9 protein-coding genes and 1 tRNA gene are annotated in these 15,523 nt (G+C 55.1%); 4 read left to right on the plus strand and 6 right to left on the minus strand.

From position 1 onward, the window contains the following. Positions 1–28 precede the first annotated feature (28 nt). Positions 29–937 (minus strand): 4-(cytidine 5'-diphospho)-2-C-methyl-D-erythritol kinase, encoded by a 909-nt coding sequence (locus G512_RS0102080; RefSeq protein WP_028480263.1) that lies wholly within the window; start codon positions 935–937, stop codon positions 29–31. Beyond that, positions 927–2,708 (minus strand): tetratricopeptide repeat protein, encoded by a 1,782-nt coding sequence (locus tag G512_RS0102085; protein WP_028480264.1) that lies wholly within the window; start codon positions 2,706–2,708, stop codon positions 927–929. The genes G512_RS0102080 and G512_RS0102085 overlap by 11 nt, the downstream gene beginning before the upstream one ends. 303 nt (positions 2,709–3,011) lie before the next feature. Between G512_RS0102085 and ppdK the strand changes: the two genes are divergently transcribed. Then, positions 3,012–5,687 (plus strand): pyruvate, phosphate dikinase, encoded by a 2,676-nt coding sequence (gene ppdK / locus G512_RS0102090; RefSeq protein ID WP_028480265.1) that lies wholly within the window; start codon positions 3,012–3,014, stop codon positions 5,685–5,687. 96 nt (positions 5,688–5,783) lie between these two features. Here the strand turns inward: ppdK and G512_RS19745 are convergent, their stop codons facing one another. From G512_RS19745 to map, 3 genes are all read right to left on the minus strand, one after another. Continuing rightward, positions 5,784–8,093, minus strand: a complete 2,310-nt coding sequence (locus G512_RS19745) for a putative bifunctional diguanylate cyclase/phosphodiesterase (protein ID WP_081657333.1) — start codon at positions 8,091–8,093, stop codon at positions 5,784–5,786. A gap of 110 nt (positions 8,094–8,203) precedes the next feature. Further along, positions 8,204–8,956 carry a RadC family protein gene (radC, locus tag G512_RS0102100; protein WP_028480266.1) on the minus strand — a complete coding sequence of 251 codons (753 nt, stop codon included), beginning with the start codon at positions 8,954–8,956 and terminating at the stop codon, positions 8,204–8,206. Between the two features lie 23 nt (positions 8,957–8,979). Beyond that, a complete protein-coding gene (map, locus tag G512_RS0102105; RefSeq protein WP_028480267.1) occupies positions 8,980–9,819 on the minus strand; it encodes a type I methionyl aminopeptidase in 840 nt (279 codons plus the stop codon). A gap of 363 nt (positions 9,820–10,182) precedes the next feature. Here map and G512_RS0102110 point away from each other — a divergent pair. The 3 genes from G512_RS0102110 (at position 10,183) to G512_RS0102120 (ending at position 12,763) form a co-directional block, all read left to right on the plus strand. Next, positions 10,183–10,267, plus strand: a tRNA-Leu gene (locus G512_RS0102110). Positions 10,268–10,389: 122 nt separating this feature from the next. Further along, entirely contained in the window at positions 10,390–11,916 is a 1,527-nt protein-coding gene (locus tag G512_RS0102115) for a YjjI family glycine radical enzyme (protein WP_028480268.1), read from the plus strand. Next, positions 11,897–12,763 carry a YjjW family glycine radical enzyme activase gene (locus tag G512_RS0102120; RefSeq protein WP_073832978.1) on the plus strand — a complete coding sequence of 289 codons (867 nt, stop codon included), beginning with the start codon at positions 11,897–11,899 and terminating at the stop codon, positions 12,761–12,763. Before G512_RS0102115 ends, G512_RS0102120 begins: the two co-directional genes overlap by 20 nt. On the opposite strand, the gene G512_RS0102125 is transcribed toward G512_RS0102120, so the two are convergent. Beyond that, positions 12,754–15,453 carry a cation-translocating P-type ATPase gene (locus G512_RS0102125; protein WP_028480270.1) on the minus strand — a complete coding sequence of 900 codons (2,700 nt, stop codon included), beginning with the start codon at positions 15,451–15,453 and terminating at the stop codon, positions 12,754–12,756. The genes G512_RS0102120 and G512_RS0102125 overlap by 10 nt on opposite strands. Positions 15,454–15,523: the final 70 nt, after the last annotated feature.

A 15,523-nucleotide genomic window follows, 5' to 3' on the forward strand; every position in this document is an offset into this window, starting at 1 on the left:
AATGTAACGGGGCCGAATGGCCCCGTATTCAATAGCAGGCGGCCTGTACCCACCAGCCGGGCCTGTGCTCCTTGATGCGTTCCGCCACTGCTTGCGCGTCGCTCAGCGTCGCACATAGAGCAAAACATGTAGGTCCGGAACCGGACATACGCGCCAGAAGCGTCTCCCATTGGGTGTCCAATAGAGAAATAACCTCAGCTATCTCCGGAACCATTGATTGGGCTGGGGCCTGCAAGTCATTGCGGCAGCCCTTAAGCCAGTTGGCAAAGTTCTGAATGCCGGTCCACTTTTCAGGCAGGGCAGGCAGTGGGCTGTTGTTCTTCTTGGCTAGTGCCTTGAAAACATCCGGTGTTTCCAGCTTGACGCCCGGATTGACCAGTACAATGGCTCCTTTTGGAAAGGGCGGGGTGGTTTCGATTTGTTCACCGATCCCTCGTACGCGACTGTGCTTCTCGGTGAAGCACATGGGTACATCCGCCCCGAGACGCAGTGCCAGCTTTTCAAGGTTGTGACTGGAAGGGTGTACGTCCCACAGCCGTCCCAATGCTCGCAGCGTAGCGGCTGCATCAGCAGAGCCACCGCCTATACCGGCCGCGATGGGCAAGCGTTTTTCAAGTTCGATGCGGGCGGAACGATTGCCCGGCACGCTTTCGGCCATGAGCCATGCAGCCTTCATGGCAAGGTTTGCCGATGTGTTTGAGCCCAAGCCCGACGCAAATGGGCCGGACACATGTAGGGCCATGTCGTCCGCCGGTGTCAGCCTCAGTTCGTCGCCGTATTCAGGAAATACAACCAGGCTATCCAGCGTATGGTAGCCATCGTCCCGTTGACCTGTGACATGCAGCGCCAGATTGACTTTGGCGCGCGCCATTTCCACCACTGGAGAGGCGATGTCTATGGGCTTGGAAGAAAAACCCGTTGCACTATCAGCGTTCATTGCTGTTTTGTCCGATACTCAATGTCCCATCATCTTCTGGCATGCCGTTTGCGATCTTGTCGAGTATCTTTTCGAGGTGATCGGGTTCTGGTTCCAGGTCGCGGGCATGGTTCCACTTGAAACGGGCTTCCAGTTTGCGCCCGACCTTCCAATAGGCATCGCCCAAGTGGTCATTTAGAATCGGGTCCTGCGGGCGCAAGGCCACGGCGCGTTCCAATTGGGAGACAGCTTCTTCATAGCGCCCCAGCCGGTAATAAACCCAGCCCAAACTGTCCACGATGTAGCCATCCGTTGGACGCAGGCGCACGGCGGTCTTGATCATCTCCAGCGCTTCCTCAAGCTTCATTCCTCGATCAACGAGGGAATAGCCAAGGTAGTTCAAGACCATGGGCTGATCCGGGTACAGATCCAGTACCTTTCGGAAGTCTGCCTCCGCTTGATCCCATTTGTCTTGACGTTCCAGAGTGATGCCACGGAAGTACAAGAGGGGCCAGTTCTGGCGCTTTACTTCATCAAGCGTGCTGATGCCCGCGCTGTAGGCTGCCTCCGCTTCTTCAAAGAGCGAGTGCGAGCGCAACACATTGCCCAAGGCCGTTACGGCCTCCAAATCGGACGGATCTTCTTTCACCAGATCTTCAAGATGGGCGCGTGCCTGTTCCAGATCATCCAACACGTTGTAGTGAAGTCCGATCTGGATCTCCGCCTCCCGCTTCATGGGCGATGCGGGATCGACAGAGTCAAGGTACTCGATGGCGCGAGCGTTGTTGCCCAATTGATCGAAAAGGGTGCCCAGAGCGATGGCAGCGGCGTCCAGGTCTTCATCAAGGTAACGGGAGGTTTGCAAGTAGACTGCCGACAATTCCTCACCATCTCGGCTGATTGCAGACCCCAGTCCGTAAAGTGCTTCGGCCACTCCTTCTGCAGGTGTGGTCACCAAGGGATCTACAGTGCCGCCGCTGGTGATCTTGTCACGGGTAGCTACCAGCAACGGATGATTTGGAACCAGCTGTTCGTACGCATCCAGAACTTCGAAAGCTTCCTGTTGTCGTGCGTTGGCTGCAAGCGCACGAGCATAAGCATTGGTAATGCGAAGCGCGCCCGGATCTGCACCGTAGGCCTCTTCGTAATAGTCCAGCGCTTCCGCACGACGATCCGCAGCTTCAAGAATCAAGCCGGCGTTGAAACTGGTGAAAAGTTCGAACCAATTGGGGCCTTCAACCGTGGAGAGGATTTCCACGCCCTTGTCCGTATTGCCTCGGCCAGCCTCAGCCCAAGCGGCCATGATTGCGAACGTAAGACGGGACAAAGGGTTTATGTCCCCACCGTCCAGCGCTTCGATGGCCTGGGTGTAGTCGCGTGCTTTCAGCGCCTTTGCGGATTTGAAGAAGTGCGCCAGAAAGTGATCGCGGTCGTTTTCCAAGAGACGATCGATCAACGGCTGGGCGCGATCAAAGTTGCCATCCGCCAATGCCATTACAAAGGTGCGATCCTGAAGATAATAGTTGTCCGGGTCCAGACGAAGCGCTCGTTCGAAGAACTCTGCCGCATGTCCTAGGTCTTGTGCCTGCAGGGCACTGCGGCCGGACAAGTAGCTGCCAGCCAACGAGTATTCCTGGGTCAAGGGCTCCGCGAACTGACTCGTGCTCAAACTTGCCGCATGGGCCCATGTCACCGTCGTTACAGCAACCGTTGCTGCAAGAATGGCGGTTCGGCGGCCCAGAAGGCTGAGTGGCGAGCGGCGGGTGTCGAAGCTCTGTCTTGAATGGTCCATGGAATTCTCTCGTTGAGAGCCGGCGTCGACTCACTGTTGTGTCGCTTTGTCTGCCCAGCAAGCATGGCTTTAATAGGGCTTGCTTCTAAAGTCAGATATTCGCTTTCTACTCTAACCGATTGAATAGTGGAAGAAACCTAAACATCCTGTGAAATCTCAATTGTTAAAGCCCGAAAGCCCGCAGTTTCCGTAGTTTTTTTCAGCTTTGCTACGCATTACCCCTAAGGTTGCGCCGAATCCATCTTGCTATACTCCCCCTGTCAATGCATCTAGATATTTCATTGTATTTCACAGGGGGGTGCTATGACCAAATGGGTCTATGTTTTTGGTGAAGGCCGGACCGAGGGTGCCGCAGATATGCGCAACCTTCTGGGCGGAAAGGGAGCGAACCTCGCAGAGATGGCCCGCATGGGCTTGCCGGTTCCTCCAGGCTTCACTGTTACGACGGAAGTCTGTACGCATTACTACAAGAACGAGCACTCCTATCCTGAAGCGCTTAAGGCGCAGGTCGAAGATGCCCTGAAGGCGGTTGGGGCACTTACCGGTCGTACATTCGGCGATACGTCGGACCCTCTGCTGTTGTCGGTACGATCGGGCGCCCGTGTTTCCATGCCGGGCATGATGGATACTGTTCTCAACCTCGGGCTGAATGACGTGACTGTCAAGGCGCTTGCCGAGCAGTCTGGAGATGAGCGCTTTGCTTATGACAGCTATCGTCGCTTTATCCAGATGTATTCAGATGTGGTGCTTGGCGTTGATAATGATTACTTCGAAGAAATCATCGAAGACATCAAGGATGACAAGGATTATCGGCTCGATACGGACCTGACAGCTGATGACTGGAAGGGCTGTGTGGAAGCGTTCAAGGAAAAGGTGAAAGAGGAGCTTGGTCGTTCTTTCCCTGAAGATCCACATGAACAGCTTTGGGGCGCCATTGGCGCTGTCTTTTCGTCCTGGATGATCCCTCGCGCCCAGACCTACCGCAAGATCCATGGCATTCCGGAGGAATGGGGCACAGCGGTAAACGTGCAAGCGATGGTCTATGGCAACATGGGTGAGGGGTCTGCTACCGGTGTGGCCTTTACCCGCAACCCGGCTACGGGTGAAAATGCTCTTTATGGTGAGTTCCTCGTCAACGCACAGGGCGAAGATGTGGTGGCCGGAATTCGGACCCCGCAGGATATCACCGAAGCTGCCCGCATTGCATCCGGTTCGGAAAAGCCGTCTCTGGAAGCATTGATGCCAGAGGTTTTTGGTCAGTTCCGCGAGACCTGCTGCAAGCTTGAAACCCACTACCGTGAAATGCAGGATCTTGAGTTTACCGTCGAGCGCGGCAAACTTTGGATGTTGCAGACCCGTACCGGTAAACGCACACTTAAGGCTGCATTGAAAATTGCTGTTGAGATGGCCGAAGAGGGGCTCATTACCAAGGAAGAGGCCGTCAACCGGATTGATCCGGGCTCCCTTGATCAACTGCTGCATCCTACCATTGATCCCAATGCAGAACGGGATGAACTGACCACCGGCCTGCCAGCGTCTCCCGGTGCTGCCAGTGGTGCGATTGTGTTCAACCCGGACGATGCTGAAGCCGAGAAGGCAGAGGGCAACGCCGTAATTCTGGTGCGCACGGAAACCAGTCCTGAAGATATTCATGGGATGCACGCCGCGGAAGGCATTCTGACCTCGCGCGGTGGTATGACCAGCCATGCTGCTGTTGTGGCACGCGGAATGGGCAAGCCGTGCGTTTCCGGCGCCGGCGCCATTCGTGTCGATATGCAGCGTCAGGTCATGCTGGTGGATGGCCGTACCTTCAAAAAGGGTGATATCATCACCATCGACGGTAGTAGCGGGCAGGTCTTGGCGGGCCGTGCCGAAATGCTGGAGCCTGAGCTTTCTGGCGACTTCCAGAAGTTGATGGATTGGGCAGACGCCATGCGCCGCATGAAGGTGCGGGCGAACGCTGAAACTCCGGCGGACGTAAAAACGGCTCTGGCCTTTGGTGCTGAGGGCATCGGCCTGTGTCGTACCGAGCACATGTTCTTTGATGGTGATCGCATTCTTGCCGTTCGCGAGATGATTTTGTCTGATACGGAGGAAGAGCGGCGCGAAGCGCTTGCAAAGCTTCTGCCGATGCAGCGCGATGACTTTTCGCAGATCTTCGAGTTGATGGAAGACCGGCCCGTGACCATCCGGTTGCTGGACCCCCCACTTCACGAGTTCCTTCCGAAAACCGATGAGGAAATCGGCGAGGTAGCTCGGCAGATGAATGTGGATCCCGAGGACTTGAAGGAACGGGCGCTGGAGCTGGAAGAGTTCAACCCGATGTTGGGTAACCGCGGCTGCCGTCTGTTGATCTCGTACCCTGAAATTGCGGAGATGCAGGCACGTGCCATCTTTGAGGCTGCAGCTGAAGTTTCTCGTCGTCGCGGTGTGACCGTGAAGCCGGAAGTGATGGTTCCGTTGGTTGGTCTGCGCTCCGAGCTTGATTTTGTACGTGGTCGCATTGAAGCAATTGCAAAGGAAATCGACGCGGAGCAGTCAGTCAGTCTGGAATACTCGATCGGGACCATGATCGAGCTTCCGCGCGCTGCTTTGAGGGCCGCTGAAATCGCTGAATCAGCAGAGTTCTTCTCCTTTGGCACCAATGATTTGACGCAGACAACCTTTGGCATTTCCCGCGATGATGCAGCGTCGTTCCTTGGTACCTACCAAGAGCGCAAAATCCTCGAAAAGGATCCGTTCGTTTCGTTGGATACCAACGGCGTGGGCGAACTGATCGAGATTGCCGCTCAACGGGGCCGTGAGAGCCGTAGCGATATCAAGCTGGGCATTTGCGGTGAACACGGCGGGGATGCTGCCTCGATCTATTTCTGCGAAAAGACCGGCCTTGATTATGTAAGCTGCTCACCATTCCGCGTCCCGGTGGCGCGTTTGGCTGCCGCGCAGGCCGTTCTCAAGAAGGTTGATCGGGACGTTTGATCCTGTTCGATTGATTGACATACAAACAAAAAAGGCGGGTCGATTGATCCGCCTTTTTTGTTGCGCTTCTGTTTGCTTGTGCTGAACAAGGGGTTGTCAAAGCTGTTCAACAAGCTCGATATCGTCGAGTGCTGCGTCTTCAGCGCCTTCCCGCCAGAGACGAAACTTGGTCAACGGCATGGGGCGGGCGAACAGGAAGCCCTGCATGAGAGGATCGCCAACGTTTGCAAGGAACTTGAACTGTGACTTGCGTTCAATGCCTTCAACACAGATATCGACGTTGATAGCGCTGCCCAGAGAAATGAGGGCCCGCACGATTTCCTGAGCATCCACGTCGTGATCGAGGTCTTCGACGAACGAACGGTCAATCTTGATCTTGTCAAAGTTGTAGAGGCGGAGATAGCTCAGACTTGAATACCCGGTGCCGAAATCATCCAGAGCCACGCGTACACCGATGCGATGCAGTTCCTTGAGGGTTTCGTGCACCCCGTCGGCATCATTGAGCAAGACTTCCTCGGTGACTTCGAGTTCGATGCGGTCGGGTTCGAGTTCATATCGCGTAAGCAGCTTTTCCACCAGAGACGGGAAGTCTGGATGGCGCAATTGGTTGGGAGAAACGTTGACGCACATACGGATGCCGGGCAGGTGGGTTGCATCCTTCATGGCGGTTTCCAGCACCCACTCGCCGATCTTGTTGATCAACTGGGATTCTTCGGCAACGTGCAAGAATGTGCCTGGAGAAATCTGCCCGCGTGTGGGGTGGTTCCAGCGGATCAGCGCCTCAGCGGCGACGGCCTTTTCGCCTTTCGCATCCATAATGGGTTGATAGAAGTTTTCGAACTCGTGGCGCTTCAGTGCACGTTCAATCTCTTCTTCAATGGTACGGCGCATTTGAATGCGCTCTTCCATATGGGGTTGGAATACAACATGTCGGGCGCGACCCATCTCCTTGGCTTGATAAAGCGCAATGTCACCACGTCTCAGCAGCTCGTTCATTTCCGTGCCAAATTCGGGACTGATGACAACGCCCAGACTTGCTGTTGTCAGGATGCGGTTCTTTTCGACCATGTAGGGGCGGGTGATGGCTTGCTCGATTTCCAAGCACGTTTCTTCCACTTCCGTTGCGTTTGCGCGACCTGCCATAAGAATGAGGAACTCATCACCGCTGATACGCGCGAGCAGATCTCCGGCCCGCAGAACACCTTTGATGCGCTCGGCCACCTGGCAGATGACCTCATCGCCAATCATGTGCCCCAAACTGTCGTTGATCTGCTTGAAGTGATCCAGGTCCATGTAAACAAGCCCGGCCGTTTTTTTCTCCATCCGGGTTTTGCGTAGAATTGGAGCCAACGCCTCACTGAAGTAAGCGCGGTTGGGCAAACCTGTCAGTGCATCATGCAGTGAGGCATAGCGGGCGCGAGCTTCGTTCTGCAACAAGCGATCGGCCAAGCGAACGGACGAGTAGAGGAGCCCCAGAGCGACAACCAGAATGACGAGCGTCACTGCCAACATGTAGGGCAGAAGCTCATCATAGAGTGCCTTTGAGGCTGCCGCCGTTGTCCAGCTCAAGTAGGTGATCGTCTCTCCGCTGGCGTTGTCGAGAGGGACGGAAACGATATCCGGATTCTCAGCGTTAGGGCTCGAAGTCAGATAAATGTTCCGCATGCCGGTGACGGATTCGAAGTTGTCCATCAAGTTGGCGTCAAGTTGTCGGATCCAGACAAGATAGCCGGCGTGATTGAGAACCCCGGGTGCATTGGGGTCAGGTTGCGCAATGGCCGCAATGGTGGCCAGACCGATCCCGCCATCGAACCGCACGATATCGCGCTTGCTTAACTCAATGGGGGTTGAAGAGCGCAGGGGGGCGGGGATGCTGCTTTGATCTTTCTGGTTAAGAAGATTGTTTTCCAGAGCGTCAATGGTGGGCGCGATTTGGTCTTTGAGTTGGCCCTCATAAATCTCGTTGTGCCAGGGAAGGTCCTGACGATAGGCAGACTGGGGGCGCTTGTCCCGGTCCAGAATCAAGAATACGTCGCGATCGCCACGATTGTTCTTGGTCGGCGTCAGGTCTTCATCAAGGAAGAGGTTTTGCTCGTTCGCTCGTACGGTGTTGTAGGCTTTTTCTGAAAGCGCAATCCGCTCCACCTCGTAGGCAAGGCTGTCCCGATATACCTGAAGGTTACTGGAAATAAGCCGTTGTTCCTTCTCGGACTCATAAATGATGGCTTTTTCCGTGGTGTATTGAAAGGCGGTATAGCCGGATATAAGGGCCGCACAAATCACGAGCAACAGGCCAAAGGCGATCAGCCTTGCCATCTTGTTCCGACGCGGGAACCGGTCGGCGGGTAGTAATGCAGGGTTGTTGCCAGTGGCCCAGCCCCGTGATTTGTCTGTCTCCTCGGACATGCGTGATACTCTCCTGGTCCGGCGCGCGGTTGGATTTCTGGGCGTTTCACGGGAGTATCCCTGTCAAGTCTTGAGCGAGCCTGTAGTCGGTCCACTTGTGGGCGGGTGCTTCAGAGCAGGTTAAGGCCGCGAAAACTCGCATGGCCATGCTGGGCGATGATGATGTGATCGTGAAGCACTATGTTGAGGGGTTTGAGGGCCTCGTTGATACGGGAGGTCATCTCGATATCAGCGCGTGAGGGGGTCGGGTCACCCGAGGGATGATTATGGACCAGAATGATGGCGCTGGCAGCCAGTTCGAGCGCGCGCTTTATGACCTCGCGTGGGTAAACCGGAGCATGATCAACGGTTCCCTTTTGCTGAATTTCATCCGCGATCAACTGGTTTTTCTTGTCAAGAAACAGAATGCGAAATTCTTCTGTCTGGCTGTGTGCCATCGCAGCGTGGATGTAGTTCATCACCGCCGACCAGGAAGAGAGCGGGGTTTGCGGGTCAACTTGATCGCGGGCGTACAACACGGCCGCAGCTTGCAGCTCCTTGATGAAACGAGCGGTTTTTTCGCCGCAACCCGGCACTTCCATCAATCGATCACGTGGAGCCGCCAAGACCTTGGCAAAGGAGCCAAAGCGCTCGATCAGAGCCTTTGCCAATGGCTTGGTGTCACCTTGCTTGATGCAGGAGAACAGGAGCAGTTCCAGCAATTCGTAGTTCTGCAAGCGATCCGCGCCAACAGCATCAAAACGCTGGCGCAACCGATCGCGGTGGCCGTGATAGTGTTTTTCTTCCCGTGGCCGTCGCGTAGTCTTCTTTTGGGTGGGTGAGGAGAGTGGGCTTTCCGATACACCGAAAAGGTCGTCTGACATTCACCCTCCTTTCTTCCCTTTGATCAGGCGCTTTCCGTTTCCGGCCGCAGCGGGTTGAACAAACCACCGGGGGAGGTGGTGAAGATGTCACACCCATCCGGCGTAATGCCAATCGAATGCTCGAACTGGGCTGTCAGTGACTTGTCTCGGGTAACGGCGGTCCAGCCATCCTTGAGCACTTTCACATGCGGTTTGCCAAGATTCACCATGGGTTCAATGGTGAAGATCATGCCCGGTTTCAACTCGATGCCTTCGCCGGGCTGCCCGTAGTGCAAGATGTTTGGCATGTCGTGGAACAGTTTGCCCACTCCGTGTCCGCAGAAATCGCGCACAACCGAACAGCGCTCAGCCTCCACATAGGCTTGGATGGCGTGGCCGATGTCCCCTGTCGTGTTGCCCGGTTTTGCGGCGGCGAGGCCCCTCATCAGGGACTCATGAGTAACTTCAATGAGCCGCTCTGCTGCGCGTTTCAGCTTTCCGACGGCATACATGCGTGATGAATCACCGTGCCATCCATCGACAACGTAGGTCACGTCGATGTTGACGATGTCCCCTTCCTTGAGGGGTTTGGGCCCGGGGATGCCATGGCAAACGACATGATTGATGGAGGTGCAGCACGATTTCATGAACCCACGGTAGTTCAGGGTCGCCGGAACGGCGCCACGCTGTTTACCGAATTCATAAACAAAATCATCGATTTCTTGCGTGGTGACACCCGGCTTGACCAAGGCAACCAGTTCATCAAGACACTGAGCAGTGATCTGGGATGCACGGCGCATGCCTTCGAAGTCTTCGGGACCGTAGAGACGGATCTGTCCGGTGTTTTTCAACGGCGCAGTGGCGGCATCAATGTATGAGACCATGTATTCCATATTCCTTTATAGGGCCGCGCTTCCGAGTTTGCTTGTTCGCCTGAGGCCTACTTAACGGCACCTTAACGAGCCTGTGTCCGGCGAGACAAGCCCCTGTTCTCCGTAGATCAGCTCTGCGAAAAGATACGGGTGAAGAAAGGCGGCGCATGACTTTCCCCGTATATAGCGCGAAAGCCGCCGCTTTTTTAAGGCGAAAAATCACGAAAATTCGGTTTCTTGGCTTCTTTCCTTGAATTGGGACGGTCCCGGTGGGCGCGGGTGGCGTTTGTGGCATAAGACTTGTTTTGTATTCTGGAAAATGAAGTTGGCGCTCTTGCGCTTGGCCTTTCCTGCCGCTATCCAGAAAGGCAACAAGCGGTCGTGGTGGAATTGGTATACACAGCAGACTTAAAATCTGCCGCCCTTGGGCTTGCGGGTTCGAGTCCCGCCGTCCGCACCAAGTTTTTTCCCTTTCTCATCTGATGTTTTCTGACTTGAAGCGTATTGGTTTTGCGCCAGTTCAATTTTGTTGCGTGGCGATCGGGTTAAAGTATCGAAGACCAATGGCCAAGGATCCGCTTCATGCCAGACGTGCGCGTATGCTTCAAAGAAATCACGGAAGATCCAACCCTATCCTTCGCTCAAAAAGCACGTGCCTTGGCGCTGGCGGCAGAGAATTCGCTGGAGTACCCGAAGCTGGACACCCAGACTGCGGAAGCGCTTGAAGAGCGTGTTATCTGCGACATGTATGAAGGGCACGCCCCTTATAAACCACGTTATGTCCTGCCCGATTATTCCGTGGTTTTAACAGAAGGCAGCTCGTGGTTGGAGCTGGCGCCGGCCACGACGTTGGATGAGGCGATCAACACCTTGATGATTGCCTACCACCATGTGCCATCCGTCACCAATATGCCAGTTTTCCTGGGCCATTTGGATGCGCTTTTGTTGCCCTTCTGTGATGATGTCAGTGATGAAGCGCTTTACAGCAAGATCAAACTATTCTGGCGCTATCTGGATCGGGTTTTGCCGGATGCCTTCATGCATGCCAATATCGGACCAACAGATAATCGCGTTGCCAGAACCATTCTGAAGGTTGATGCCGAGCTAAAGCAGGTGGCTCCCAACCTTACGTTTATTTGGGATCCGCAGCTAAGCAGCGAAGGGATCCTCGCACTCGCTTGTGATTGCATAATTGAGTGTTCCAAGCCGCATATTGCCAACCATCCGATCCATACTGCCGTGTTCGGTGAAGAAGGGTACGGTATTGCCAGCTGTTACAACGCCTTGCCACTGGGTGGAGGTGCTTCAACCTTGACCCGTCTCAACTTGTATGAAGTTGCGCGGCGCTCCAAGGATACGGAAGATTTTTTTGCGACCGTTCTGCCTCATTACATTGAGCTGAATTGTCAGCTTACTGAGGTTCGCATCAAGCATCTGTTTGAGACTTCTGGTTTCTTTGACAGCTTTCTGGTGAAGGAAGGCTGGATTCACAAAGATCGATTTGCCGCGATGTTTGGCGTCTTTTCGATGGCTGAGGCAGTTAACCTGCTGCAGGAGAAAGAAGGTCGGGCAGGTCGCTACGGGCATGATGATAGCGCCAATGCGCTGGGATACCGCATTTCCGAAGCGCTGGCTGCAGCTGTCACGGCGCGCCCAATGGCCCATGTGTGGCGCAATCGAGCCATGCTCCATGCTCAGGCGGGGCTCAGTGATGATGGTGGGTGTACACCGGGTTTACGGATACCTTATGGAACTGAACCGGATCCTGTGACCCATGTTCAGGCATTGGCGCCCCAGCATCAGTTTTATCCGTCGGGTGTTAGCGATATTCTGACGCTCGATGAAACAGTGCGTAACAATCGTGCTGCGTTGGTGCAGTTAGTCAAGGGAGCCCTTTCCCTCGGATTCCGGGAGTTTACGGCCAACATTGCTCACAATGATCTGGTGCGAGTCACTGGTTACATGGTGCGCCTATCGGATATCAAGAGGTTTCAGCAATGTGGCGGCTCGCGTATCAATACCACCGTTCTAGGGGCCGAAGCGGCCGAGACCGGCGATATTCTTCATCGTGCTCCTCGGGTGGTGGCTCATGAATTTACCTCTCGCTAAAGTCAGCAGGGTGCTGACATTTTCCTGCGTGGATGGACCGGGTAATCGTCTGGTGCTGTTTCTGCAGGGCTGCAATTTCGCCTGTCTTAGTTGCCACAACCCTCACACCATGACCGTTTGCAATCATTGCGGGGTGTGTGTGCCTGCTTGTCCTCAAGGGGCATTGCGGCTTGTGGACGGTAAGGTTTCGCATGACGGGCAGCTGTGTGATGACTGCGACAAGTGCCTAGATGCCTGTCCGATCAATTCAAATCCCAAGGTCGTCGAAATGAGCGTCGGCGACGTTCTGGCATTGTTAAAGAAAAACAAGCCGTTTTTGACCGGAATCACGGTTTCCGGCGGTGAAGCCACAACGCAGTTGAAGTTCATCAAGGCGCTGTTTTTTGTCATCAAGCAAAGTGAAAGCTTGAAAGATCTGACATGTCTGATCGATAGCAATGGTTACCTTCCGGAGCACGCTTGGCTCGACCTGTTGCCGGTAACGGATGGCGTCATGTTGGACATCAAAGCGTTTGATACGAGCCTTCACGAGGCGCTTACTGGACGGCCCAACGCGCGCACTCTTGCCTCTGCGCGGTTGCTCCATGCTCATGGCAAGCTGGAGGAGCTTCGGTTTTTGTTGGTTCCCGGTAAGACTGATCGCCCAGAGGAGATCCGTTCGCTATTGCAGTTCACGAAAGAGCTGTCAGCCGATTTGCCGCTTAGATTGAATGCTTTTCAGCACCATGGCGTTCGGGGAGAAGCGCTTGAATGGCCTGTCATGACGGAGGTCAGCGTTGAAGCGATTGCGGCCCTTCTGCGTATGGGCGGTCTCAACCATGTGACTACACCTGCCGTTTATTTGTAACGCCGGTCTACAAACCACAAGCGTATGCGCTTTTCTGCCTCTACACAGGCAAACAGCGTCATGCCAATCAACAGGATCAGTACCAGATCACTGATGGGCAAGGCGCGTGTCTCAAAGATGGTCTGCAGCGGGGCGGCATAGGTAATCAGCGCCTGCGCGGTCAGCGTTACCAAGATGGTCGCCCAGACAATGGGGGTTGCTTTCAGCGCAGCCCAACTGAGCGCACTCGTGTATTGGTTGCGGATGAACAGAAGGTGGAACACCTCCATGATGACAAGCGTGTTCATGGCCAGAGTACGTGCCTGTTCAATGGGATAGCCGCTTGATAGGGCGTAGCTGTAAACCCCGAACACCCCGGTAATAAAAAGAGAACTCACAAATACAATATGCCAGCCCAAACTTCGCGTCAGCAGCGGCTCATCGCGTGGGCGCGGTGACTTCTTCATGGTTCCGGGCTCTGTGGGCTCAAAGGCCAAGGCAAGGCCGAGCGTTGCTGCGGTAATCAGATTGATCCAAAGGATTTGCACTGGGGTGACCGGCAGCGCCAGTCCCAGAAGAAGGGCGACGATGATTGTAAGGGCTTCACCACCATTTGTTGGCAGCGTCCAGCTGATGACCTTCTTGATGTTGTCGTAAACCGTTCGTCCCTGTATTACAGCAGCGACAATGGTTGCGAAATTGTCATCCGCCAGAACCACTTCTGCCGCTTCTTTCGCCGCCTCGCTGCCTTTCTGTCCCATGGCTATTCCCGCATCCGCCCGCTTGAGGGCCGGGGCATCGTTGACACCATCACCGGTCATGGCAACACTCATGCCCTGATCCTGCAAAGCCATGACCAAACGCAGTTTGTGTTCCGGGCTGGTTCGCGCGAAGACGTGGCAGTCCTGAATTCGTTGTCTCAGGTCCTCGTCACCCAGACGGTCCAGATCGGCGCCGGTCAGAACCTTATCATTGTTCGTCAGACCAATATTGCGGGCGATGGCAACTGCGGTTTTTGCATGATCGCCCGTGATCATCTTGATTTGGATGCCGGCTGAATGGCAATCGCTGATGGCCTTGATGACTTCAGAACGTGGTGGATCCATCAGGCCAACCAGCCCGATAAAAATCAGCTGTCCATCCAGATGAGCTTCACTCAAGCCCTCATCGGCCTGATGATTTCGTTTAAGAGCGAGCGCCAGAACGCGTTCTCCGTGGCTGGCGATCTGTTCAATTTCGGTGAGCCAGTAAGCTGTATTGAGAGGTTCTTCTTCGCCGGTATCGGAGAGTTGGGCTGCGCACAAATCCAACACACGCTCCGGCGCGCCCTTGACGAATACCTGACTTGTGGCGGGGATATAGGCGTTTTGTACAGCCATGTAGCGGTGTGCGGAATCGAACGGAATGATGGCTTCTCGGGGCCATTGGGACTGTAGGGCATCAGTGTCCAAACCAAGCTTTTGGGCAAACGCCAGCAGCGCGCCTTCCATCGGGTCCCCCAAAACAGTCCAGTCGTTTCCATCAAGATGGAGGGAGGCGTCATTACATAAAGCAGCGGCGTGGGCCAACTCCTTCAGGCACGGGGAGGGCTGGGTCAGCGGAGCCCCTGCTTCATCGGTGATCTCCCCTTCAGGGGCATAGCCGCGGCCTGCAATTCGGATTACCTTGTGGGCCGTGACAACTCTGGCGACCATCATTTCGTTGCGCGTAAGCGTACCGGTCTTGTCGGTGCAAATGGTCGAGACCGATCCGATTGTTTCGATGGCGGGAAGACGGCGAATGATGGCGTTTCGATTTGCCATCGCCTTGACGCCAACTGCAAGGGTAATGGTCAGAACAGCCGGCAAGCCTTCCGGAATGGCGGCAACGGACAGCCCCACGACTGCCATGAAGAGCTCCGACAGGTCTTGATTGGTGAATATGGCACCATAAAGAAGGATCAGGCCACTTATGGACAGGATCACCGCTGTGAGCCACCTGGCAAATTGAGCTGTATGGCGAATGAGCGGAGTTGTGAGCTGCTCCACATCGGCCAGCATGCCGCTGATGCGACCGATTTCCGTTTTGGCCCCCGTTGCTACCACCAGCCCGATGGCATGACCTTTCGTTGCCAGTGTGCCGGAGTAGGCCATGCCCGCCCGGTCTCCAAGGGTGGCGCCCGGCGCGGAGGCGTGTCCTGTCTTGTCAACGGGTAGGGATTCTCCAGTCAGAATGGCTTCTTGAACCTGAAAATTGCTGGCTTGCAAGAGACGAATGTCGGCGGGTATGCGATCGCCAGCCTCAATAATGATGATATCACCGGGCACCAGGTCTTCCGCGGAGACTTTCGCGCGCTTTCCGTCCCTTATCACCAAGGCGCTGGGTGCCAACATCAGCCGGATGGCATCCATGGCGCGCTCTGCCTTGCCCTCCTGCAGAAACCCGATCACACCGTTGATGAGCACCACCGCAAGAATGACGCTGGTGTCTACCCAATGCTGCATGAATGCCGTGATTGTTGCCGCGCCAAGCAGTACGTAGATCAGGACGTTGTTGAACTGCTGTAGAAACCGCATCGCCAGACTGCGGCGCTGTGTCTGGGGCAGCTTGTTGGGGCCGATTTCGTCTCGTCTCCGGGTGGCCTGAAGCTGTGCCAAACCATGTTCGGAGGTGCTGAGTTTAACAAGCGCATCCTGAGGTGAGAGGCTGTGCCACGGGATTGTATCTGTCATTGCTGATACCGCCGAAAGTTGTGGAGACAGAGTGCAGCAACTTCAGAATATCGCTCCGAATGGGAAGCGC

The sequence above is a fragment of the Pseudovibrio exalbescens DSM 16456 genome, assembly GCF_000422785.1.
GTDB lineage: Bacteria > Pseudomonadota > Alphaproteobacteria > Rhizobiales > Stappiaceae > Pseudovibrio > Pseudovibrio exalbescens.

Coding starts and splice junctions, on each gene's coding strand:
- ppdK (WP_028480265.1), top strand. CDS start 3,012: ATGACCAAATGGGTCTATGTTTTTGGTGAAGGCCGGACCGAGGGTGCC.
- G512_RS19745 (WP_081657333.1), bottom strand. CDS start 8,093: ATGTCCGAGGAGACAGACAAATCACGGGGCTGGGCCACTGGCAACAAC.
- G512_RS0102125 (WP_028480270.1), bottom strand. CDS start 15,453: ATGACAGATACAATCCCGTGGCACAGCCTCTCACCTCAGGATGCGCTT.
- radC (WP_028480266.1), bottom strand. CDS start 8,956: ATGTCAGACGACCTTTTCGGTGTATCGGAAAGCCCACTCTCCTCACCC.
- G512_RS0102080 (WP_028480263.1), bottom strand. CDS start 937: ATGAACGCTGATAGTGCAACGGGTTTTTCTTCCAAGCCCATAGACATC.
- G512_RS0102085 (WP_028480264.1), bottom strand. CDS start 2,708: ATGGACCATTCAAGACAGAGCTTCGACACCCGCCGCTCGCCACTCAGC.
- G512_RS0102115 (WP_028480268.1), top strand. CDS start 10,390: ATGCCAGACGTGCGCGTATGCTTCAAAGAAATCACGGAAGATCCAACC.
- map (WP_028480267.1), bottom strand. CDS start 9,819: ATGGTCTCATACATTGATGCCGCCACTGCGCCGTTGAAAAACACCGGA.
- G512_RS0102120 (WP_073832978.1), top strand. CDS start 11,897: ATGAATTTACCTCTCGCTAAAGTCAGCAGGGTGCTGACATTTTCCTGC.